We start from the raw sequence: 21,705 nt of genomic DNA on the forward strand, positions 1-21,705 counted from the left end.
ACCGTCTGTTCCTTCTACAATCGCTCGACAATTCTCTCTCTTTTCCGCTCATTTCCCAAGAAATATGTCGAAAGCTGGCTTATTCAGCCAGCTCCCTCAATGTTTCGTATAAATATGGAACAGAATGGAACGCGTATATTTTTTGTACAAGCTCGTCACGTTTGAAAACAAGTAAGCACGGAACACTTTCAATTTGCCATTGCACAGCTTTTTCGGGAACATAATTTAAATCGTGACGCTCAAAAGAAATATGCGGTAACAACTGTTCAAGCACATCGACCATACGACTTGCCACTTGACACGTGCCGCACAATGGCGTGAACATATAAACAACCTTCACAACGATCACACTGCTTTCTACAAATATTGTGCGTGTACATCAATATTTGCACTTAATAGTACAACAGCGATATGATGTTTCGGAGCTGCTGCCACTTCGCGATACATTTTATCGACGTATAAATGTTCAGCTTGTGGAAACTCGCGGCGAAGTTGACGGCGCAGTTTTTCTCCTGCTTCATCAGAATCGACTAAAATGTACACCTCTTTATCGTACAAAGCATCAATTAATTCATCAAGTTTGGCGGTGCCGAGCGTTCCGTTCGTACAAATAATTTCTACCGGTTCACTAATAATGCTCTCAATTTTCTTTTTATCTGAGCGCCCTTCAACAATAATTACTTTCTCTACCTCAACAATCGCCATCGTCATCACCTTGCACATTCATTTATGTATTATTATATTCGCTACCCGTCTCTTTTTCTCCTTTTATCAAATAGAAAAGGACAGCGATGTGCCGTCCTTAACACCAACCACCTTCTATGTCACAATCGACGTATTTCGCATATGGGTTTTCCGTCACTGTCACACTTTTTAACACGCGCCCACCGCGCTGTTCATATCCATGTTTCAGCTGAAACTCATTTGTTGCGCGCACAAATTCCCCAACGCATTCATTGTCGTAAAACAATTGAAAATTACCATGTTCATTTAATTTACCGATCACATCTTCGGTAATATCCATCATTTTTTGTTTTAACAAAAAAGACACCCCTGTGTTATAGGGTGCCCTATGATGTGTGTTTTACTCTTGATTAATCATTTGTTCGTATTGTTCAGCAGTAAGTAAGTTGTCCACTTCGCTCATATCACTCGGCTCAATAACGATCATCCATGCTTTGTCATACGGTGATTCGTTAACGTACTCTGGGTTGTCGTTTAACTCTTCATTAACTGCTACGACTTTTCCGCTAATCGGTGCATATAATTCAGACACAGTTTTCACCGATTCTACGCTACCAAACGGCTCATTTGCTGTCAGTTGCGCACCGACTTCTGGCAATTCAACGAAGACGATGTCGCCGAGCTCAGATTGTGCAAAATCTGTAATCCCAATGCGAACTGTATTGCCTTCCACACGCGCCCATTCATGTTCTTGTGAATAACGTAGCTCTTTTGGAACGTTCATCATTAACCCTCCAACATATTGTTTTCCCTTCCATCATACACGATTTTCGACACGATTTCACGATAATTTAAACATTTCATGATATTTTTGTTCGTCAAATCCAACAATGACTCGCTTGCCATCTGTGACGATCGGACGTTTAATTAACATTCCGTCAGATGCCAGTAGTTGCAACATTTCTTCCGTGTTCATCGCCTTTAATTTATCTTTTAACCCGAGTTCACGATACTTCATACCGCTCGTGTTAAAAAATTTTTTTACACCCAATCCACTTTTTTCGTATAACGTCCGTAACTGCTCTTTAGATGGAGGGTGCTCAACAATATGTATCGCTTGTACGGAAATGTTGTTGTCATCTAACCATTTTTTTGCCTTGCGACACGTTCCACATTTTGGATACCAATAAAACGTAACCATCTTCTCACCTCATCAATATATACGATAACAAAGCGAAAGTACCAGACGCATCGTCTGGCACTTCCATTATTACACAACATATCGTTCCGCTTCAATTAATGCTGCTGCCGCTTCACGTTTTTTCGCTATGACGTTGATTGGCGTATGACGTGTTAATTTACGCAATGCGGAAAGCATCATGCGCAACACGTCACCTTGTTCGACAGCGACGATCGTTTCTTTCGCATGCGCTTCAATTTCATAAAATGCTTCTTGGCAGAAAATTTGTGTGTACAATACTTTTTGTTTATTTTTCTCCACACCCGATTGGGCGATGGCTTTTTCCGTACGCAATAGCGCAGACTCCATCGCGTATACGTTGCTGACGATGTCTGCAATATTTACGAGCACTTCTTGTTCTTTTTCAAGCTTTGGACCGAATTTTTGCGCCGCCAGTCCCGCGACCATTAAAGCGATTTTTTTCGCATTGCGGACAAGGTACTTCTCTTGTTCAAGCACGCCATCGCCAACTTCTTCAGGCATCAACATCATTAATTCTTCTTGTAGCTGTTGCGCTTTTTGTAAAAGTGGAAGCTCCCCTTTCATCGCCTTGCGCAAATACATACCTGGGACAAGAAGACGGTTAATTTCGTTCGTTCCTTCAAAAATACGGTTAATACGTGAATCACGATACATGCGTTCAATTTCGTATTCTTGCATAAAGCCGTAACCGCCATGAATTTGTACACCTTCATCGACGATGTAATCGAGCATTTCTGTCGCAAACACTTTATTTAATGAACATTCAATCGCATATTCTGCGATCGCTTTTGCTGTTTCTTTTCCATCTTTTGCTTGTTCGTCCGTTAACTGTCCCATGCGCGCTTCAAATAAACCGACTGTACGGTAAACGGAACTTTCAGCTGCATACAATTTAGAAGCCATCGTCGCTAATTTTTCTTGTGTTAACGAAAACTTCGCGATCGGTGTTTTAAACTGTTGGCGTTGATTTGCATATTGAATCGTCACTTCAAGGGCACGTTTCGCTCCTCCAACGGCACCGACGCCAAGCTTATAACGACCGATGTTTAAAATGTTAAATGCGATAATGTGACCCTTTCCGATTTCGCCGAGCAAGTTTTCTTTCGGCACGAGCGCATCTTGTAAAATTAATGTGCGTGTCGATGAACTTTTAATCCCCATCTTCTTTTCTTCCGCTCCTGTCGATACGCCAGGGAAATCGCGCTCAACGATGAACGCCGTGAAATGCTCACCGTCTACTTTCGCATAGACGACGAATACGTCGGCAAAACCAGCGTTTGTAATCCATTGTTTTTCTCCATTTAAAATGTAATGCGTACCTTCTGCATTTAGTTTGGCTGTCGTTTTCGCACCGAGCGCATCTGAGCCAGAGCCTGGCTCCGTTAATGCATAAGCAGCAATTTTCTCACCTGTCGCTAGCGCCGGTAAATATTTTTGTTTTTGCTCCTCTGTTCCGAACAAGACGATCGGAAGCGAGCCGATCCCAACGTGCGCGCCGTGTGAAATCGAGAAGCCGCCCGCACGCGCCATTTTTTCAGCAATTAACGCCGAACTAATTTTATCTAAACTTAATCCACCGTATTCTTCTGGCACGTCCGCACCAAGCAATCCAAGCTCACCAGCTTGTTTTAAAAGAGCGACAGACCGATCAAACTCATGGTTTTCTAAATGTTCAAGTTGTGGCAATACTTCATTAACGACAAATTCTTCTGTCGTTTTCGCAATCATTTTTTGTTCGTCTGTAAAATCTTCTGGTGTAAACACTTGAGTTGGTGATACATCTTCAATTAAAAAGCTACCGCCTTGTGCAATTTGTAACGCTTTTTCCATTATTGATTCCCCCTCTTATAATAATTCAAATACGCCAGCAGCACCCATACCGCCGCCGATACACATCGTGACAATACCAAATTGCTCGTTGCGACGACGCATTTCATGTAAAAGTGTCAACGTTAACTTCGCTCCCGTACAACCGAGCGGATGACCGAGGGCGATCGCTCCTCCGTTTACGTTTACCTTTTCTTCATCTAATCCAAGTTCGCGAATGACTTGAATCGCTTGCGAAGCAAACGCTTCATTCAGTTCTATTAAGCCGATGTCAGAAAGTTCAAGCCCTGCAAGCTCAAGCGCTTTCGGAATCGCAGCAATCGGTCCGATACCCATCACTTCAGGTGGGACACCTGCTACCGCAAACGAACGGAATTTACCGAGCGGTCGTAAACCGAGCGCTTTCGCCTTTTCATGATCCATCACCATCACCGCTGCTGCTCCGTCACTCGTTTGTGAGGCATTCCCTGCTGTGACCGTCCCGTTTACTGAAAAAGCAGGACGCAACTTTGCGAGCGTTTCCATATTCGTATCCGGGCGAACTCCCTCATCTTGACTAAACGTCATCTTTTTCTCTACTAACTTATTATTTTCAATATGACGGACAGTCACGTCGACCGGCACAATTTCATCGACAAATTTTCCTTCAGCAATCGCTTTTGCTGCTTTTTGATGACTGCGAACGGCAAACGCATCTTGATCTTCGCGCGTCACCCCATATTTCATCGCTACTTGCTCGGCTGTATGTCCCATCGACATATAATACTCCGGTGCGTTTTCTGCTAGCTTTACGTTCGGTCGTACGACATGGCCCATCATTGGTACCATGCTCATCGACTCTACGCCACCAGCGATAACGGTATCTGCATGCCCAAGCATAATTCTCTCTGCCGCATAAGCGATCGCTTGCAACCCTGATGAACAATAACGATTAATTGTAATGGCCGGCACTGTATACGGCAAGCCAGCTAACGCCCCAATGTTGCGCGCAATATTTAACCCTTGTTCCGCTTCTGGCATAGCGCAGCCGATAATGAGATCGTCAATGTTTCCTTCGTAATTCCCTGCTCGCTTTAACGTTTCTTTAACAACGATCGCCCCTAAATCATCCGGGCGGACGTTGGCTAACGTCCCTTTTTTTGCTTTGCCGACAGGCGTGCGCGCCCCGGCAACGATGACCGCTTCTTTCACGTCAATCCCCCCTTAGTTTCTTAACGGTTTTCCTTTAACAAGCATATGTTGCATGCGCGCTTGTGTTTTTGGCTCGCCGACAAGGCTTAAAAATGCTTCTCGCTCTAAATCGAGCAAATATTGTTCGTCCACTTCTGTTCCGTACGGTACACTTCCGCCAGCAATGACGTAAGCAAGCTTTTTCGCAATTTTTAAGTCGTGTTCAGAAATGTAGCCTGAATGATACATCCCTTGCGCACCAAGTAACAACGTCGCATAACCGGTTTCCCCAACAACAGGAACTTTTCGGCGCACCGGCGGCTTGTATCCGCTCTCATATAACGCCAATACCGTTTGTTTCGCATCATGAATGAGATGGTCACCGTTGATCGAAATACTATCTTGTGCGTTTAAGAAATTCAATTCACGCGCTTCCGCTGCTGATGTCGACACTTTCGCCATCGCAATCGTTTCAAACACTTTATTGGCAACCTTTTGGAGATCAAATTCCACACCGTTTGGCATGCCGCTTAAGTGTTTTATATATAGTTCTTTATTTCCACCGCCGCCTGGAATGAGACCGACGCCAACTTCAACGAGCCCCATATATGTTTCCGCTGCAGCTTGAATGCGTGAAGCTGGCAAGCAAATTTCTGTTCCACCGCCTAACGTCATCGCAAATGGTGCGACAACGACCGGTTTAGTGCTATATTTAATATTCATCATCGCTTGTTGAAATTGACGAACGACCATCTCAATTTCGAAATAGTTGTCATCTTGCGCTTCCATTAAAATCATCGCAAGGTTCGCACCGACGCAAAAGTTTTTACCTTGGTTTCCGATGACGAGTCCTTTATAGTTTCGATCGACTTCTTCTAACGCGTAGTTAATCATTTGGACGATATCGAAACCGATCGCATTGTTTGGTGAATGAAATTCGAGCAATGCGACATCATCGCCAAGATCAATGAGGCTTGCGCCACTATTTTTCTTAATGACCCCTTTTTGTTCTTTTAAGCGCTGAATGTGAATGACTTTTTCGTTTTCCTCGACAGGATTGTATTGTCCACGATCGTAGTACGATACAAAACCGCGCTCACGCTTGTAAAACGTCTCATATCCGCTCGCAAGTAAGTCTTCTACCCACGACGGGACTTGTCGACCTTCCTCCTTCATTTTTTCCACAGACTGCTTCACACCGATCGCATCCCACATTTCAAAAGGACCGAGCTCCCAACCAAAGCCCCATTTCATCGCACGGTCAATCGCTACAATGTCGTCGGCAATTTCGCCGAGCAACTGAGCGGAATATAATAACGTCGGACTTAAAATATTCCACAGTAGTTGACCAGCGCGATCGTTCGCATATACAAGCGCTTTCAATTTGTTCGCTGTTCCTTTCGCTTGTTTGCTCATCTCGATCGACGGTGCCTTCAATTTTTTCGTCGGTTCATACTCAAGCGTTTCGTAATTTAATTCAAAAATGTCTTTTCCTTTTTTGTAGAAAAATCCTTGTCCTGATTTACTGCCAAGCCATCCTTTTTCAACCATCGTTTTCATAAACGATGGAACAGTAAACGCTTCTTTTTCTTCACCTTCTACTTTTTCAAACACGTTGTTAGCCACGTGAATAAACGTGTCTAGTCCAACAACATCAAGCGTACGGAATGTTGCGCTTTTCGGGCGTCCAATGAGCGGACCCGTCACGGAATCGACTTCGCCGACGCTATAGCCGCCTTTCATCATTTCGCGGACGGTAACAAGCAAACCGTACGTACCGATCCGATTGGCGATAAAGTTTGGCGTATCTTTCGCAAGAACGACGCCTTTGCCAAGCACATTTTCACCAAATTGTTTCATAAACGCCACAACAGCCCGATCCGTATGTTTTGTCGGAATGATTTCTAACAGTTTTAAATAGCGCGGCGGATTGAAAAAGTGCGTGCCTAAAAAATGTTTTTTAAAGTCTTCAGAGCGCCCTTCTGCCATCGCTTCGATCGAAATACCCGATGTATTTGAACTGACGATGCTTCCCGGCTTTCTTACCGCATCGACTTTTTCAAATACGCTTTTTTTCACATCAAGCCGCTCAACAACAACTTCAATGATCCAGTCGCATTCAGCTAACCGATGAAAATCATCTTCAAAGTTTCCAACTTCAATCAATGATGCGTTCGCCTTTGACATAAGCGGTGCTGGCTTTTGTTTCAATAAGCGTGCTACCGCCTGATTGACGATGCGATTGCGTACTTGTTTATGTTCAAGCGTCCATCCTTTTGCTTTTTCTTCTTCCGTCAACTCTTTCGGCACGATGTCTAACAACAATGTCGGGATACCGACGTTCGCTAAGTGCGCCGCAATCCCCGATCCCATGACACCAGAACCGAGAACAGCTGCTTTTTTGATTCGCATTCTCCTTCCCCCTTATCCATATTGAATGAATGGTCATTCATTTTCCTTTATCTTAAATATAAATTATATTTCAAATTTTCGCAACAAATAAATGTAGCGAATTTTGTCAATGATTTAGGACATGATACGAAAGGAGGTGATGTTTGCGATGAAAATGAAAAAACACCCGTCAAAAGCAGGTGTAAGTGCGGCAAGTGTTAAAGGAAATGCGGGTCCGACGGTGGAGCGTGATGGCGGTGGAAAGAAAACGAGCCAAAATCAACAATACGGAAAAGAAAACATGGGAAATGAATAAAGGTGGGAGAGCCCACCTTTATTTTTTCACGATTCCTTTTAGCACAAACGCCACATTGGCTGGACGTTCTGCTAAACGGCGCATAAAATAGCCGTACCAATCGGTTCCGTATGGAACGTAGACGCGCATCGTATACCCTTCGCGTGCTAATTGTTCTTGCCGTTCCGGACGAATACCGTACAACATTTGGAATTCAAATTGATCGTTCGGGATGTTATATTCCTTCACGAGTTGTTTCGTGTATTCGATAATCGCATCATCGTGCGTAGCAACAGCTGTATAGTTTCCGTTTAATAGATGCATTTTAATAATTTTTTTGAAGTTTTCATCCACATCTTTTTTATCTGGAAAAGCGACTTCCGGTGACTCTTTGTACGCCCCTTTCACGAGGCGTAAGTTCGGATGATACGCATTTAAATCTTCGATGTCTTTTTCCGTACGGTACAAATATGCTTGCAATACCGTTCCAACATTGTCATACTCTTTCTTTAACTGCTTAAATATATCGATCGTTTTTTGACAACGAGAATAGTCTTCCATATCAATTGTAACGAATACGCCGTGGGCTTTCGCTTCATCTAAAATACGGCGCATATTTTTCATGACAAGCTCATCGGAAATGTCTAATCCCATCGACGTCATTTTTAATGATAGTTGTGAATTTAGTTTATTTTCACCAATTGCACGAATCGCTTCAATCGAATGGTTCGCCATTTCGTTTGCTTCTCGTTCATTATCAACAAATTCCCCTAAATAATCGATCGTGACCGCTAGTCCTTTACGATTCAGTTGTTGAATAACTTCTACTGCCTGTTCGATTGTTTCTCCCGCTACAAAACGCGACGCACCGAAACGAAGACCGTAACGCTTCGCCAATTTTGTTAACGTTTTATTTTTTGACAAAAATAAGAAAAAGTCGCGCATCAACTGCTCCATTGTTGTTTACCCCCTTTTGCAAGCGCATCCACCCGTATTGTAACACGTTTTCAATCGCTTGAATATGTTTTTGTCGAATAATCGTATTTTTTGTCTACATACGTATAACTATACAATGCATGGGCAATATACAGTCGAATGCGATTTTATTAGGAGGGATCCAGATGCAGCAACAAATGAACATGCAACAACAAGCGATGATGGCTCAACCGCCCGAAATGATTTCAACGAAAGATGCACTTTATTTAACAGATGCACTTTCTTGGAATTTACTCGCAATGAAGAAAGCGCATTTTTTCGCTTCTCAATGCCAAGATGAAGAAATTAAACAAGCCATTGAGCGCGTCGGACAAATGCACCAACGTCATTATCAGCAACTTTTACATCAATTGCAACCATCAGCTCATATTCAATAGGAGGGTCACAGCATGAAGGTGCAAAATCGTGAAACACCAATTCCAAAAACACCACAAATGAACGACCGTGATTTTATAAACGACATGTTATCGACTGAAAAATATATGACAGCTAGTTATTGTACGTTTTTAAATGAAGCGAGTCACCAACATTTGTACGATGAAGTGTTGCGCATGTTTACGGAAACACAAAACTGTCAACGCGACTTGTACAACTTAATGTTCAAAAAAGGGTGGTACGCGCTCGAACAGGCGAACCAACAAAAACTGCAACAATCTTACCAACAATTTCAAGGATATGCAAGCCAATTTCCATACAACAACATGGTGCAATAAGAAAAGCCGGCTGCTGATGCAGTCGGTTTTTATCATGCGCCCAACCATTGGACAGATACCTTGCATATAGTGTCAATGTAATGACAAAACTCGAGGAGGGAATGCTCAAATGTATGGTCGTAGACCGTTTTTCGGCTTTTTCGGTGCACCGTTTTTTGGAGGTTTTTTAGGTGGATTGCTCGGCAGTGCATTAACGCCTTACCCGTTTTACCCACCGCGTCCATATTATTACCCACCGCGCCCGTATCCGTTTTACCCTTATGGCGGCGGATGGTATTATTAAAAATGGAAAACGCTAGAGAGTCCATTGCTCCCTAGCGTTTTTTCTACGCCTGAAAAGAGAGGGCAACTTCATATGCAAACATTTCGTTTCCAAGCACATAGTCAGGACGATCTTTTGCTTTCTGCTCATGAGCTTTGCGAAACGCCTCGCTTTTTGTCCAACCTTCAAACGATTGCTTATCCTCCCATGTTGTGCACACACGCACTTCATCGTATTCTTCCAATCCTTGTGTCACATGCAGTTCCAAACGAATAAATCCTGGTGATTGCTCAATCCCTTTTCTTTCTTTGAATCGCTCAACTAATTGTGGAGCATACCCTTTTTTTACACGAATGGCATTTGTCACAACGTACATGTTTCATCTCTCCCATTTTTATTTTTTAGATATGGTGAAAGGGTCAGCAGAGACTTTGCCCCCCGCGTACTCAACTGCATACACGACAGATTGTTCCTGATCCGTTTGCGGAATCATTGGAACTGTAATCGTCGCCATTGTTCGATCATCGCTTAGTGTAATTTCCAATGGTTGAACGACTTGCTCTTCCCCTTTATTTAATGACATGGTGATTTTCACATCAGCAGCCGTCAATGAAGAAACTGCGATATCAAAGTACAATGTAAGAGCACCGTTTGTTGCTTCAACATAATCTAACCCGGCTACAGGCGGAGTCATTAAATCGTTATATACCTCTAACAAAGTGTGATACTCATTTATCAAATCTGTTCGAAACGTATCCGATAATTTTGTTAACAGCCCTTCAACTATATCGAGCGCTTTTTTCGCTTCGACAACCTTTCCATCTTCGAGATATTCATGAGCTTTTAATAGTTGCTCATACACCTTTACATCGCGTGCGTACTTGTCGTAAAGCGTTTTACCTTTAGAAAACTCCCCTAAAAACAATTGACGAACGTTTGCTTCGAATACTTTGTTATACGCGTGAAGTTGACGATTTTGGACGTATACTTGTAGCTGTTTATGCGCCGTTTGTAACGCATCGATATCTTCATCGGCAACAGCTTGCTCTACAGCCATTCTTGCTTTCGTTGATCCTTCAAATACAACGGACGCATTCAAATAAGGAATCACTCGTTTAGCCATATACGTTTTATACGTCCCATCTAACTCGCTCACATATTTCTTTTTCTCTTTTCCCGCGGATGTTTGAACAACTCTTTTCGCCTGTACATATAAATGGTGCGCTTTTTTATACTCTGCTAAAACGGTAGCATGCGGTGGAAGTTTCCCTGTTTTTTGAACGTGCGTCACATATGTAGCATGCGCCTTTTTCATTTGCGCTTTCGCCTCATGAACGGTTGTAGCGACATTTCCCTTCGCTTCAGAAACCGTTGGCTGAAATGAAAAAAGTAAACTACAAAACAGAAAACTCATCATGACTATACTTATCATTTTTTTTGCATTCACCATCTCCCTATTCTCCCTTCTCATTTTTGATCAATGACAACATGCGCAAATCGTTCACCAAACAAATCGACATCGAACGCATGCCCAAAACCTGCAACATAACGCCCTTCGATCGGAGTAAGTTGGAAAAGTGAAAAATCCATACTTCGCAACAAATTGATCATCGGTTCTCCATGAATATGTTGAAACTTCGCAAAAATATGGTCATTTCCTTCGTTTTCTATATGTGTTCGTTTACATGTGAAGCGGACGCGCTCTCTCGCAAACAAGTGAGGTGATGACGATTCATCCGCAATCAACAGTACCGAAATACGTTCACAACGTTCAATATATTGAAAATGCTCAGCTGCTCGACTAATAAAAATGTAAAAATGACCTTCATCCATAACGAACGGTGCATAACTAATGAACGGATGCCCGCATTCATCTATCGTACTCATGATCAACGTTTTACACTCTTTTAAAAATTGCACATAGCGCTCTCTTTTTTTATCTTCCAATGCGTTCAGCCACCTTTTCTAAGTCAAGCACGGAATGGAACACTTTTTTCGAAGGGGAATGAAAAACGGTTTATCCCCCTCATATCGAATATCTACATCTATGCCGAATATATGTTGAAACATTTGCTTACAAATCACACATTGCGTGCGGTCATCATATTGGATTTTTCCGTCTTTCATCACAATCATTCGATCGCTATATTGTGCAGCTTGATTAATATCATGTAAAACCATCACAACCGTCATTCCTAATTGTTGATTTAACATTTGAATGAGTTCCATCACTTCCAACTGATGCGCGATATCTAAATACGTTGTCGGTTCATCAAGAAGCAACACTTGTGGACGCTGTGCCAAAGCCATTGCAATCCAAGCGCGTTGACGCTCCCCACCGGATAAAGAATGTAAAAAACGATACTCGTACGATTGTAAATTGGTCATCTCTAGCGCCCAGCGAATGACTTGTTCATCTTCTTCGTTTAACGATTGAAACCAACCTTTATGAGGGTTTCTTCCAAACTCTACAAGCTCTCGAACAGTCATATCTAACTGATGATTGTTCGTTTGCGGCAACATCGCCATTTTTTTAGCAATTGCCTTACGACTTAATGTATGAATGTCACTTCCGTCCAGCAACACGGTGCCACCGATCGGCTTCAACACGTGCGAAAGGAGACGAAGAAGCGTCGATTTTCCAGAACCGTTTGGACCGATTAGACTAACAACTTCCCCTTTTTGAATGTCGACATGCACATCTTCAATTGAGAAATGATCTGAATGTTGGTAGGTGACATATTTAGCCGAAAGCACGCACGCCCCCCCTTTTATGGAGAATATATAAAAAGAATGGTCCACCTAAAAAGGATAGTAACAAACCGACAGGCAATTCAATTGGATCAAACCAGCTGCGCGCAATCGTATCTGCAAATACAAGAAACGCCCCGCCACCTAATGCTGATAGCGGCAATACAAAACGATCATCGCTCCCAACAATTAGTCGAATCATATGGGGAACAACAAGACCAATGAAGCCAATAAGTCCAGAGACGCTAACAGCGATACCTGTTAAAAATGTACTAATTACAATCAAAAGGAAACGAGAACGTTCGACATGATGCCCTAACAACTTCGCCATTTCATCCCCTAAATGTAGAATGCGAATGTGGCGAATAGCAAAGAGTGACAAAATCAAACCCGGAATGCTGTAAAACACAAGTAATTTAGCCTGTTCCATCGTCGCACCTGAAATTACACCAGCCATCCATGGGAGAACAGCTTGAACGCGATCGCTATACAACAACATGATCGCACTCATCGTCGCTCCAATAATGGCATTAACAGCGACCCCGACTAAAATAATTCGTGCAATCGATGAACCTCCTTGCCACGCTAACGCATAAATGAGCATCGCTGTAATAAATCCTCCGACAAACGCTGCAAGTGGCAATAGCACAATATATTGCGGCAGTAAAATCGTAATAATTACTGCCATTAACGCCGCTCCAGACGATACACCGATAATCCCCGGGTCAGCAAGTGGATTTTTCATCACCCCTTGCATAATTGTCCCTGAAATAGCTAAACACATGCCGACAATTAATCCAACGATCGTTCTCGGCAACCGTAAGTCCCATACGATCGTATAAAACATAGAATCTTTTTCTCCTGTAAGACCTTCCCAAACTTCGTGCAATTGCAATTTTACACTTCCTGTAACGACAGAGTATAAACATACGAATACGATCGAGATAAGAAGGAAAACAAACGTCGATACTCTTCTTTTCGCATAAGGATGTTTTCTTTCTTTTATGTCGCTGAGAAACGTTTCCACGATGTCATCCCTCATCCACTACTTTTTCGTTTTCGCACGCACTTTTAATAGCTCTTTATTCATATGATCTAATGCATCAGTAATTTTCACACCAGGGCTTGCTGCAAATAACTCACTCGGTAAAAAGATAACATTTTTATTTTTCACCGCTTTCAAGTTACGCCACGAACTTGTTGACATTAACTTAATCATCGCTTTTTTTGTTTCCGCATGATTCGCATGTGTGATAATGAAAATAACATCCGGATTGCTTGCGATAATGCGCTCCGTGCTCAAATTAGCGTAGCCAGGATAGTCTTTCAATTGCGAAAAGCTCGCCGCAATATTTTCCCCGCCAGCTTTTGCTAACACATCCCCAGAAAACGATGTTGGTAGAGCAACAAGTGAGCTAGCACCTGAGCCGAATAAAATGACAGCACGCACTTTCGTTTTTGTTTTACTATATTTTTTTACTTTATTATCAATTTTTCTGACTAATACTTTCGCTGTTTGTTCTTTGTTAAATAGTTTTCCTAGCAACGTAATAGACGATTGAATATCACGAACAGAACTACCAGAAGTGATAACGACTTTCAATCCCAATGACTCTGCTTTTTGAATATGACCTAAAAAAGATGTCCCTGCAATAACAACATCTGGCTGTAAACTTACGATTTTTTCAAAGTTTGGTTGATGAATATTTCCGACTTGCGGAACTGATTGTAAGCCCGCATCAACAGGTGTCGCAGACGTCGGTCTCCCAACCACTTGTACGCCGAGCGCTCGAAGCGTATGTAGATCCCCCGGGCTTAATACAACGACACGTTGCGGTGTGCGATCAAACGTTACCGTCCGCCCTGCTAAATCTTTAATGGTTAGTCCAGTCGCTGCTTCAGCCGTCCCACCGTTGAAAGCAAACAACCCGACAAGCAAACATAAAGACAGGACATAAGAAAATAATTTCCTCATGATTTCTTTTTCTCCTTTCTAATGATTATCATTATCATTTACAAACAAAATCATAATCGATATTGATAATCTTTGTCAATAAGTTTTTCGCATATAAAAGTTATAAACGATAGAAACGTATCCAAAATAAAAAACGACCGCAAACGCAGTCGTTTTCATCTTTAATGAAGTATGGAGACGGTGGGAGTCGAACCCACGTCCAGAGATATCGCCACTTAAGCGTCTACGAGCGTAGTCGGTATATTTATATTTCGCCGCTTCTTCCGCCTACCGACAGGCATCCGAGCAGCTAGTCTGATTCGTCTCTTCCCTCGTCCTCAGACGGCGGACTTAGGCGTAGCCCACTCGTTATGAACCCCTAGGACGCCACATGGGCGATGGCGGTAGGAGCTAGCCGCATTAATTAAGCAGCTAAAGCGTAGTTTTCTTTGCCAGTTATCTTTAAGTGACGTTTTTACGAGGACGATCCCCTCGGCTCGCAGCTTAAGCTCGATCTACCCCTGTCGAATCCGTAACGTCCCCGTATAAGAGAAACGTACGAAGGAAGCTTAAGCTTTCGTAACTGGCTGACACGCTTTATTATATCACATTTCAGCCGTTTTGCAATTGTAACATATTGGCTTATTTCTGTCGTTCGCGAAAAGCGCGCTCGACTTCACGTTGCGCTTCTTTCTTTTTCATATCTTCTCGTTTGTCATATTTTTTCTTTCCTTTTCCGACACCAAGCAACAACTTGGCAAAGCCATCTTTAATGTACAACTTCAACGGCACGAGCGTATAACCTTGTTCTTTCGTGTAGCCGATCAATTTGTTAATTTCGCGGCGGTGAAGCAGTAGTTTGCGCGTCCGCAGCGGATCGTGATTGTAACGATTTCCTTGTTCGTACGGACTAATATGCATATTATGCAAAAACACTTCACCTTTTTCCACTTTCGCGAACGAATCTTTTAAGTTCACCTTGCCTGCACGAATCGACTTAATTTCCGTTCCTTGCAATACAAGTCCTGCTTCATACGTCTCCTCAATAAAATAGTCGTGATGCGCTTTTTTATTTTGAGCGATCAGCTTTCCTTCCCCTTTTGGCATTTGTTTCCCTCCCTTCAGACAACCAATATTTTAGCAAAAATAAGAAGAAAGGAAAAGCCTCTACTGACGAGGCTTTTCTTATCGTTTTTTCTTTTTCTTCTTTTTCATGTTTGGTATATCTTCATAAAACTTTTTCTTTTTCTTCGTTTTTTTCGTTGGCCATTGCTCTTCTTTTTTCTTTTTCCGTTTTCCTTCGATAACGACTGGAGCAGCTTTCGCTTGTTTACGTTTGCGCCCTTTCATGCCGACAATTTCAAAATCGACGATACGTTCTTCTTTATTGACATTGATGACGCGCACGGTAATTTCGTCACCGATGCGATACACTTTCCCTGTTCGCTCACCGATCATCGCATAATGCTGCTCATCGTAATGATAATAATCGTCCGTTAAATAGCTAACGTGTACAAGCCCTTCGATTGTATTCGGCAGTTCAACAAACAATCCAAAGTTTGTCACCGAGCTAATAATGCCGTCAAACTCCATGCCAATTTTATCTTCCATAAACTCTGTTTTCTTCAAATCATCCGTTTCGCGCTCTGCCTCGACGGCACGACGTTCCATATTCGACGTATGTTCGGCAATTTCCGGTAACTTCTCCGCCCATTTTTGTTGCGTTTGTTCATCGATTTGCCCGTTGATTAAATACGTGCGAATGAGGCGATGCACAATTAAGTCTGGATAGCGACGAATCGGCGAGGTAAAATGCGTATAAAATTCGGTTGATAGTCCGTAGTGACCGAGACTTTCAGCATCATAGCGCGCTTGCTTCATCGAGCGAAGCATGACGGTCGACACGACCATTTCTTCCGGCTCGCCGCGCACAGCTTCTAACACTTCTTGCAAGGCACGAGGATGAATTTGGTTTCCTGTTCCTTTCACAATATAGCCGAAATTCGTAATAAACTCTAAAAAGCGCTGCAACTTCTCCGGCTTCGGGTCTTCATGCACACGATAAATAAAAGGAACGTTCATCCAATGAAAATGTTCGGCAATCGTCTCGTTTGCCGCTAACATAAATTCTTCAATTAATCGCTCCGCAACAGAACGTTCACGCAACACAACGTCATACGGTTTTCCATTTTCATCAACAAGCACTTTCGCTTCTTTAAAGTCAAAATCAATGGCGCCGCGCTTCATTCGCTTATTTCGTAAAATATCGGCTAACTCTGCCATTAACTCAAACATCGGCACAAGCGGAGCATATTTTTCTCGAAGCTCCTCGTCTTTATCAACGAGAATGCGGTTTACATCTGAATACGTCATTCTTTCTGTCGTGCGAATAACACTTTGAAAAATTTCATGACTCACGACTTCCCCGCGATCGTTTATTTCCATCTCACACGATAACGTTAATCGATCAACTTTCGGATTTAATGAACAAATGCCGTTTGACAACCGATGCGGAATCATTGGAATGACACGATCGACTAAGTAGACGCTCGTCCCACGCTCATATGCTTCACGGTCAATCGGCGAGCCTTCCGTCACATAGTGGCTTACATCCGCAATATGAACGCCAAGCTTATAGTTTCCGTTTTCTAATTTCGTCACCGTCACTGCATCATCTAAATCTTTTGCGTCTTCGCCGTCAATCGTCACAATCATTTCGTTGCGCAAGTCCCGTCGGCCCTGTAAATCTTCTTCAGAAATCGTATCAGGAATGCTGTTGGCGTGGGCGATCACCTCTTCTGGGAATTGAAGTGGCAATCCATGTTTATGAATAATGGATAAAATATCGACCCCAGGATCGTTTTTATGCCCTAAAATTTTAATAACTTCTCCTTCTGCGCTAATCCGTCCTTCTGGATACGTCGTCAAACGAACGACAACTTTATGTCCTTCGACGGCGCCATTTGCCGCATGTTTCGGAATAAAAATATCGTTGACGATTTTTTTGTCGTCTGGAATGACGAAACCGAAGTTTTTGCTTTCTGTATACGTGCCGACAATTTCCGTTACACCACGTTCAATAATGCGGACGATCGTCCCTTCTTGACGCGCCCCCGTTGCTTGTCCGTTTACACGCACAAGAACGGTATCACCGTGCATCGCGTTTTTCAGCTCTGATGGCGGAATAAAAATGTCATCGAGCGTCGGGTCTTCAGGAATAACAAACGCAAATCCTTTCGCATGCCCGGTCACTTTCCCGCGAATTAAGTTCATTTTCTCAGGTAGCCCGTAGCGATTGCTTCTCGTTCGCACAATCAATCCTTCTTCTTCAAGCGCAACGAGCGCTTTGACAAGTTCTTTAAACTCGGCGGCATCCACAATGTGAAACGCCTCTTCTAACTCTTGAACAGTAAGCGGTTTGTACGCTTCATCGCGCATAAACGCTAATAATTTTTCTTTCATTCAATCCCTCCTTTTGAGGATTACCAATCTAATGATTCTAAAAACGTATAAATGTCTTCATGAAGCTGTTCTTTTTCTTTATCAAGCGTAATGACGTGCCCTGACTCCTCATACCACTTCATTTGTTTTACCGGAGATTCGACGCCGTTATAAATAATATTTGCACTATCTGGGTTAATCATGTCATCATGGCGCGCTTGTACGACAAAAATAGGGGCATAAATGAAATCTAAATGATCGCGCACTTCGGCAATCAGTTGTTGCAATGCTTTTAATGTCTTCATCGGCGTTTTGGCAAACTCCATCATTTCCCGCTCGATTTGTTCCTCACTTTTTCCTTCACGTTTTTTATATTCGCGAGCGTATGCCAAAACTCCTTCGTACATCGTTTGTTCGCTTTTGATATACATCGGGGCACACATTGGTACGATGCCGACAACAGGAACAGTATAGCCAAGTTTTAACGAAAACACACCGCCAAGCGATAAGCCTACAACGGCGATTTTTTCATGTTTTTGTTTTAAGTGTTCATAGGCATTTATGACGTCTTGCCACCAATCTTCTGGACCGGTATGAACGAGCTCTTCTGGCGGCACGCCATGTCCTTTGTAAATTGGGGCATGACACGTATATCCTTTCGCTTGTAAAAAACGCCCAAGTATCCGCACATCCGCTGAGTTGCCAGTGAATCCATGCAATAATAAAACAGCCCGCTCACCAGCTTCAAACGTAAACGGTTGTGGGGGAATCATCTTCATCACTCATGTCTCCTTTCTTTCCAACAGAAAAGGCAGCCCTTTTCGAATGGACCGCCCTTTCCCCATATTTTACAATTGGAAATACGTCACCGCAATCGCTAATACGAAAAATAATACGGCTAAAACAACGGTAATTCGATGCAGCACGGCATCTAATCCGCGCGCTTTTTGCTTGCCGAACAATTGTTCAGCACCGCCTGTAATCGCGCCCGAAAGCCCTGCGCTCCGGCCAGATTGCAATAACACCACAACAATCATCCCGAGCGATACAATCACTAACAACGTAACAAGCAACGCATGCATGTCCAACACCTCCAACGACGCACATCAATCACAATAGCTACATTTTAACATAATATCATCCATTTGTACAACGAACGAAAAGATACGGATTGAGTCAAGAGTTTGTGGGAGGTTTTTTTGATATTTCGATTCTCTGGATATATTTGGTTTAAATAACCTATTTTTTTGTAAGCGTTTTCTAATCCCCTCCTCCTGTTTTCGTGCCTTTTTTTCCTTTTTTAAAACCCTTTCAATGCTTTTAACGCCTGATAAATAGGCGTTCCTGACTATCTTTTATACTTCTCATGGTCACAGCTTTCAAAGATGAAGAGTGAAGCCTTGGAGCGAACGGCTCCAAGGCTTCACTTGATGGCTATGCAGAGTACCTCTTAGGCGACATGAAGCTGTTTTTTGATAACATCAATGGGAATCTCTTGATTTGCCGCGTCATAAACGAACTCAATGGAACCGAGTGCATGTCTCCTTTTTTGTCTAGATGTAAATTTATGTTAGTGAATTTGCTCGTCTACAGTAATTATTTACTCAATACACTTCAACATCCACAATATTGTAGCACGGATTCACCTGATGGAAAGTAATAAAAAGTCCCCTCGCAATATGGGTTATTATAACAGCAGCTACGATGTTTATCACAATATACAGTGATTTGAGCCTCAACCTTCGATGGTTGATTTTTTTCTTTCAAATCTTTTCCGTTACCGTTTCCCATTTTTAAAGCCTTTCTTTAAGACATAAACAGGGTGTTTTGCCACTTTGAGCCTTCCTCCTCCGACAAAACCGATAGCCGCCGCAGCTGCGACACCTGTCCATCCTTTTCCCGACTTGTACGCCTTATACCCATCATACGCCGCAAATCCCGCATTAATCGCCATCCACACAAAATGCCCATCCGGATCGACCAGCATCACCGGGTTGTTGTTCGCGTACGTATAACCATTTTGTGTTAAGATGTCATCCGCATCGCCTGGGTCTGGATCCATGGACAAGAACACGCCATGGTCGGGTGGTAGTATCGGGCGATCAGATAGTATAGTCCCGTCTCTTCGTCATATTGATATCCCGCATAGCGATACGGGTTTTCGTCTGCTAGGGCGCCCGTTTGGGAACGAATTTGGCCTCATGTGTCGTACTCGTAACGAGCCACCACGTTTCCTTGCGCATCGGTTAACGCGATGACATCGCCATGCGCGTTGTAGTGGTAGAAGTACGTCGCCCCGCCTTTTTTCATCGCCAACAGCTGGCCGTTTTCTCCGTATACATACGATTGTACCACATTTCCGCTCGCGTCGGTTTCATACAAGACGTTGAGGCTGTCGCCTTGGTAGTGGTAGTTCGTCACGACACCATTCACGGTCTTTTGAATGCGTCGGCCGTCTTCGTCGTATTTGTACGTCACAAACGGCGTGCTTTCGCCTTTTCTTGTGATGGAGACGAGCTGATCGGCTTCGTTCCATTCATATCGATACTGTCCGTCTTCGACACGGTTGCCGTTCGCATCGTACGTGATCGTTTCATCGCCGAAACGAGTCAATTGATTCGCTGCATTATAATCGGCCGTAGTCGTCGTCGATGATCCGTCTTTCGTTTTCACGATTTTCGTTCGGTTCCCGAATCCATCGTACGTGTACTCGATCGTCGTTCCATCCGGCCATTGCTCTTCCACTAGTTGATCGAGCGCATCATAACGGTAAACGATCGCTTCTCCTGTTGGGGACTCGATTTTCGTCCGATTGCCGTTTTCGTCATAACGGTACGTTTCCGCCAATAACTCGGTTCCATCTGCAGTTCCCACTGACAGACTGTTCACCAAGCCGCGGTCATCATACGTGAAGGTTGCGCCCGCTCCGTTTCCAGTCGTAAACGTGCGAACGTGGCCTCTCTCGTCATGTAGTAAGTGAAATGACTCGTTAATCAACGGTAGCGGCTCGGTTAGGTGTCGATGACTCCAATAAAAAAGGGGCTGTCCAATCAGTGGATTGTTCCGCTATTGGACGCCCCGTTCGACATGTGCCTGGCACTTAATAATGCACTAATTTACACTGTTCCAGCCAAGGAATCAGGCCATGACTTCTTTTTTACTAAGATGCAATTTTATGTTATTGAATTTGCTCATCTACAGTAAATGTGCTTCTCCCACCTACATTCTGTTAAGGGGTGGGAGACTTCTCAGTGGATATGTTAAATAAAAATGTTGATCATCTTAACCCCTGTTATTAGAAACCGACAACCTTCCATTGTATCTGAAGCCAATGCTTCATCAACGGGATTTCCAAAATAAAGCCACTTATCAGCAATGCTTCTCAACCCTTCTTCTATATCTTCTATCGAAAAACTTGTGTAGGTGCTTAATTTCACTTCTACCACAAATAAATTTGGATCTTTCCAATATGGTTCGTTTTTTAAAACGGTGTACTTTGTAAAATTCCCCTTAAATACACTTATTACATTTTCTATAATTGAAAAAGATTCATTTTTATCTTGAGTGTATAAATATGATCGAATAAGCAAATTTCCCCCCCCTTACAGTAAGTTCAAGAAAGTCTTTTCATACGATCCCCTATTTTATCCAATTACTCTTTAGACATCGTATACTACAAGATGATTCACGAGAGGAACAAGTGCCTCCCATGAATCACAAACATCGGCGCTTTAGATGTTTGAATGTCCTTGAAAACGATTCTAGAATCATCGAGGACACTCTAATCTCCTCCATAACATTGACTGCCTGTAAATTCTATACCCTTGGCATCTATTGAACATCTCCCCTACATAATCTTTTCATTGATCCCCGTAACTATTCAGCCACATCATAAAGTGAGCTGAATATTTTTTGCTTTTCCTGTCTATGATGTGAATATTGATAGACAAGGAGGTGAATCACATGTTGACGGTACAACAAGCTGTATTTACAGTTGAG

At 42.9% G+C, this 21,705-nt stretch carries 24 protein-coding genes, 1 other RNA gene and 1 pseudogene; 4 read left to right on the top strand and 22 right to left on the bottom strand.

Translation table 11 applies throughout. From position 1 onward, the window contains the following. Nucleotides 1-79: 79 nt before the first annotated feature. The 8 genes from K1I44_RS09235 to K1I44_RS09270 all read right to left on the bottom strand — a co-directional run bounded on the left by K1I44_RS09235 (nucleotide 80) and on the right by K1I44_RS09270 (nucleotide 7,315). Complete coding sequence (locus tag K1I44_RS09235; protein WP_035045304.1) at nucleotides 80-349, bottom strand: thioredoxin family protein; 270 nt, start codon at nucleotides 347-349, stop codon at nucleotides 80-82. Between the two features lie 8 nt (nucleotides 350-357). Further along, on the bottom strand, nucleotides 358-705 hold the full coding sequence (locus tag K1I44_RS09240; RefSeq protein ID WP_003398331.1) for a ribonuclease M5: 348 nt from the start codon (nucleotides 703-705) through the stop codon (nucleotides 358-360). Between the two features lie 97 nt (nucleotides 706-802). Then, the gene (locus K1I44_RS09245; RefSeq protein ID WP_219985981.1) at nucleotides 803-1,051 is read right to left on the bottom strand and encodes a YusG family protein; all 249 of its coding nucleotides are present in this window, start codon (nucleotides 1,049-1,051) and stop codon (nucleotides 803-805) included. A 33-nt stretch (nucleotides 1,052-1,084) separates the two neighbouring features. Then, nucleotides 1,085-1,468, bottom strand: a complete 384-nt coding sequence (gene gcvH, locus K1I44_RS09250) for a glycine cleavage system protein GcvH (RefSeq protein WP_003398336.1) — start codon at nucleotides 1,466-1,468, stop codon at nucleotides 1,085-1,087. A 57-nt stretch (nucleotides 1,469-1,525) separates the two neighbouring features. Continuing rightward, nucleotides 1,526-1,885: an arsenate reductase family protein gene (locus K1I44_RS09255; protein WP_219985982.1), complete on the bottom strand. Its 360-nt coding sequence runs from the start codon at nucleotides 1,883-1,885 to the stop codon at nucleotides 1,526-1,528. Between the two features lie 69 nt (nucleotides 1,886-1,954). After that, nucleotides 1,955-3,736: an acyl-CoA dehydrogenase family protein gene (locus K1I44_RS09260; protein WP_003398338.1), complete on the bottom strand. Its 1,782-nt coding sequence runs from the start codon at nucleotides 3,734-3,736 to the stop codon at nucleotides 1,955-1,957. Between the two features lie 15 nt (nucleotides 3,737-3,751). After that, nucleotides 3,752-4,924 carry an acetyl-CoA C-acetyltransferase gene (locus K1I44_RS09265; protein WP_003398339.1) on the bottom strand — a complete coding sequence of 391 codons (1,173 nt, stop codon included), beginning with the start codon at nucleotides 4,922-4,924 and terminating at the stop codon, nucleotides 3,752-3,754. A gap of 12 nt (nucleotides 4,925-4,936) precedes the next feature. After that, nucleotides 4,937-7,315, bottom strand: a complete 2,379-nt coding sequence (locus K1I44_RS09270) for a 3-hydroxyacyl-CoA dehydrogenase/enoyl-CoA hydratase family protein (RefSeq protein WP_219985983.1) — start codon at nucleotides 7,313-7,315, stop codon at nucleotides 4,937-4,939. 148 nt (nucleotides 7,316-7,463) lie between these two features. Between K1I44_RS09270 and K1I44_RS09275 the strand changes: the two genes are divergently transcribed. After that, nucleotides 7,464-7,610 (top strand): YuzL family protein, encoded by a 147-nt coding sequence (locus K1I44_RS09275; RefSeq protein ID WP_009362277.1) that lies wholly within the window; start codon nucleotides 7,464-7,466, stop codon nucleotides 7,608-7,610. Between the two features lie 18 nt (nucleotides 7,611-7,628). Here the strand turns inward: K1I44_RS09275 and K1I44_RS09280 are convergent, their stop codons facing one another. After that, nucleotides 7,629-8,546 (bottom strand): proline dehydrogenase family protein, encoded by a 918-nt coding sequence (locus K1I44_RS09280; protein WP_003398343.1) that lies wholly within the window; start codon nucleotides 8,544-8,546, stop codon nucleotides 7,629-7,631. Between the two features lie 164 nt (nucleotides 8,547-8,710). Between K1I44_RS09280 and K1I44_RS09285 the strand changes: the two genes are divergently transcribed. The 3 genes from K1I44_RS09285 to K1I44_RS09295 all read left to right on the top strand — a co-directional run bounded on the left by K1I44_RS09285 (nucleotide 8,711) and on the right by K1I44_RS09295 (nucleotide 9,581). After that, nucleotides 8,711-8,962, top strand: coding sequence for a hypothetical protein (locus K1I44_RS09285; protein ID WP_003398345.1), 252 nt, complete (start codon nucleotides 8,711-8,713; stop codon nucleotides 8,960-8,962). 12 nt (nucleotides 8,963-8,974) lie between these two features. Further along, entirely contained in the window at nucleotides 8,975-9,298 is a 324-nt protein-coding gene (locus K1I44_RS09290) for a spore coat protein (protein WP_219985984.1), read from the top strand. Between the two features lie 109 nt (nucleotides 9,299-9,407). Further along, on the top strand, nucleotides 9,408-9,581 hold the full coding sequence (locus K1I44_RS09295; protein WP_009362281.1) for a hypothetical protein: 174 nt from the start codon (nucleotides 9,408-9,410) through the stop codon (nucleotides 9,579-9,581). 43 nt (nucleotides 9,582-9,624) lie between these two features. Here K1I44_RS09295 and K1I44_RS09300 read toward each other — a convergent pair whose 3' ends face one another. The 13 genes and pseudogenes from K1I44_RS09300 to K1I44_RS09360 all read right to left on the bottom strand — a co-directional run bounded on the left by K1I44_RS09300 (nucleotide 9,625) and on the right by K1I44_RS09360 (nucleotide 21,296). Then, entirely contained in the window at nucleotides 9,625-9,936 is a 312-nt protein-coding gene (locus K1I44_RS09300) for an antibiotic biosynthesis monooxygenase (protein WP_219985985.1), read from the bottom strand. An 18-nt stretch (nucleotides 9,937-9,954) separates the two neighbouring features. Further along, nucleotides 9,955-11,010, bottom strand: coding sequence for a Surface layer protein (locus tag K1I44_RS09305; protein WP_255573354.1), 1,056 nt, complete (start codon nucleotides 11,008-11,010; stop codon nucleotides 9,955-9,957). 17 nt (nucleotides 11,011-11,027) lie between these two features. Beyond that, entirely contained in the window at nucleotides 11,028-11,507 is a 480-nt protein-coding gene (locus K1I44_RS09310) for a HugZ family pyridoxamine 5'-phosphate oxidase (RefSeq protein WP_219985987.1), read from the bottom strand. 18 nt (nucleotides 11,508-11,525) lie between these two features. Beyond that, nucleotides 11,526-12,362 carry an ABC transporter ATP-binding protein gene (locus K1I44_RS09315; protein WP_483297872.1) on the bottom strand — a complete coding sequence of 279 codons (837 nt, stop codon included), beginning with the start codon at nucleotides 12,360-12,362 and terminating at the stop codon, nucleotides 11,526-11,528. Beyond that, a complete protein-coding gene (locus K1I44_RS09320; RefSeq protein ID WP_370627986.1) occupies nucleotides 12,304-13,338 on the bottom strand; it encodes a FecCD family ABC transporter permease in 1,035 nt (344 codons plus the stop codon). The genes K1I44_RS09315 and K1I44_RS09320 overlap by 59 nt, the downstream gene beginning before the upstream one ends. A gap of 18 nt (nucleotides 13,339-13,356) precedes the next feature. Then, nucleotides 13,357-14,286, bottom strand: a complete 930-nt coding sequence (locus tag K1I44_RS09325) for an ABC transporter substrate-binding protein (protein ID WP_219985990.1) — start codon at nucleotides 14,284-14,286, stop codon at nucleotides 13,357-13,359. Nucleotides 14,287-14,455: 169 nt separating this feature from the next. Further along, nucleotides 14,456-14,808: a transfer-messenger RNA gene (gene ssrA / locus K1I44_RS09330) on the bottom strand. Nucleotides 14,809-14,907: 99 nt separating this feature from the next. Continuing rightward, nucleotides 14,908-15,372, bottom strand: a complete 465-nt coding sequence (gene smpB, locus K1I44_RS09335; RefSeq protein ID WP_003399367.1) for an SsrA-binding protein SmpB — start codon at nucleotides 15,370-15,372, stop codon at nucleotides 14,908-14,910. Nucleotides 15,373-15,450: 78 nt separating this feature from the next. Beyond that, nucleotides 15,451-17,727, bottom strand: a complete 2,277-nt coding sequence (gene rnr / locus K1I44_RS09340) for a ribonuclease R (protein ID WP_219985991.1) — start codon at nucleotides 17,725-17,727, stop codon at nucleotides 15,451-15,453. A 20-nt stretch (nucleotides 17,728-17,747) separates the two neighbouring features. Continuing rightward, nucleotides 17,748-18,485, bottom strand: coding sequence for an alpha/beta hydrolase (locus K1I44_RS09345; protein WP_219985992.1), 738 nt, complete (start codon nucleotides 18,483-18,485; stop codon nucleotides 17,748-17,750). A gap of 69 nt (nucleotides 18,486-18,554) precedes the next feature. Then, the gene (gene secG, locus K1I44_RS09350; RefSeq protein ID WP_066322822.1) at nucleotides 18,555-18,788 is read right to left on the bottom strand and encodes a preprotein translocase subunit SecG; all 234 of its coding nucleotides are present in this window, start codon (nucleotides 18,786-18,788) and stop codon (nucleotides 18,555-18,557) included. Between the two features lie 695 nt (nucleotides 18,789-19,483). Continuing rightward, nucleotides 19,484-20,757 (bottom strand): annotated as a pseudogene (locus tag K1I44_RS09355) (RHS repeat domain-containing protein). A gap of 209 nt (nucleotides 20,758-20,966) precedes the next feature. After that, on the bottom strand, nucleotides 20,967-21,296 hold the full coding sequence (locus K1I44_RS09360; RefSeq protein WP_219985993.1) for a hypothetical protein: 330 nt from the start codon (nucleotides 21,294-21,296) through the stop codon (nucleotides 20,967-20,969). Nucleotides 21,297-21,705 lie beyond the last annotated feature (409 nt).

The organism is Anoxybacillus sp. ST4 (genome assembly GCF_019448545.1).
GTDB classification, from domain to species: domain Bacteria; phylum Bacillota; class Bacilli; order Bacillales; family Anoxybacillaceae; genus Anoxybacillus; species Anoxybacillus pushchinoensis.

What these genes read in the sequence shown, in the direction of transcription:
- K1I44_RS09240 (WP_003398331.1), bottom strand. Translation starts at nt 705, where the DNA reads ATGGCGATTGTTGAGGTAGAGAAAGTAATTATTGTTGAAGGGCGCTCA.
- gcvH (WP_003398336.1), bottom strand. Translation starts at nt 1,468, where the DNA reads ATGAACGTTCCAAAAGAGCTACGTTATTCACAAGAACATGAATGGGCG.
- K1I44_RS09255 (WP_219985982.1), bottom strand. Translation starts at nt 1,885, where the DNA reads ATGGTTACGTTTTATTGGTATCCAAAATGTGGAACGTGTCGCAAGGCA.
- K1I44_RS09260 (WP_003398338.1), bottom strand. Translation starts at nt 3,736, where the DNA reads ATGGAAAAAGCGTTACAAATTGCACAAGGCGGTAGCTTTTTAATTGAA.
- K1I44_RS09270 (WP_219985983.1), bottom strand. Translation starts at nt 7,315, where the DNA reads ATGCGAATCAAAAAAGCAGCTGTTCTCGGTTCTGGTGTCATGGGATCG.
- K1I44_RS09275 (WP_009362277.1), top strand. Translation starts at nt 7,464, where the DNA reads ATGAAAATGAAAAAACACCCGTCAAAAGCAGGTGTAAGTGCGGCAAGT.
- K1I44_RS09280 (WP_003398343.1), bottom strand. Translation starts at nt 8,546, where the DNA reads ATGGAGCAGTTGATGCGCGACTTTTTCTTATTTTTGTCAAAAAATAAA.
- K1I44_RS09285 (WP_003398345.1), top strand. Translation starts at nt 8,711, where the DNA reads ATGCAGCAACAAATGAACATGCAACAACAAGCGATGATGGCTCAACCG.
- K1I44_RS09290 (WP_219985984.1), top strand. Translation starts at nt 8,975, where the DNA reads ATGAAGGTGCAAAATCGTGAAACACCAATTCCAAAAACACCACAAATG.
- K1I44_RS09295 (WP_009362281.1), top strand. Translation starts at nt 9,408, where the DNA reads ATGTATGGTCGTAGACCGTTTTTCGGCTTTTTCGGTGCACCGTTTTTT.
- K1I44_RS09300 (WP_219985985.1), bottom strand. Translation starts at nt 9,936, where the DNA reads ATGTACGTTGTGACAAATGCCATTCGTGTAAAAAAAGGGTATGCTCCA.
- K1I44_RS09305 (WP_255573354.1), bottom strand. Translation starts at nt 11,010, where the DNA reads ATGGTGAATGCAAAAAAAATGATAAGTATAGTCATGATGAGTTTTCTG.
- K1I44_RS09325 (WP_219985990.1), bottom strand. Translation starts at nt 14,286, where the DNA reads ATGAGGAAATTATTTTCTTATGTCCTGTCTTTATGTTTGCTTGTCGGG.
- smpB (WP_003399367.1), bottom strand. Translation starts at nt 15,372, where the DNA reads ATGCCAAAAGGGGAAGGAAAGCTGATCGCTCAAAATAAAAAAGCGCAT.
- rnr (WP_219985991.1), bottom strand. Translation starts at nt 17,727, where the DNA reads ATGAAAGAAAAATTATTAGCGTTTATGCGCGATGAAGCGTACAAACCG.
- K1I44_RS09345 (WP_219985992.1), bottom strand. Translation starts at nt 18,485, where the DNA reads ATGAAGATGATTCCCCCACAACCGTTTACGTTTGAAGCTGGTGAGCGG.
- secG (WP_066322822.1), bottom strand. Translation starts at nt 18,788, where the DNA reads ATGCATGCGTTGCTTGTTACGTTGTTAGTGATTGTATCGCTCGGGATG.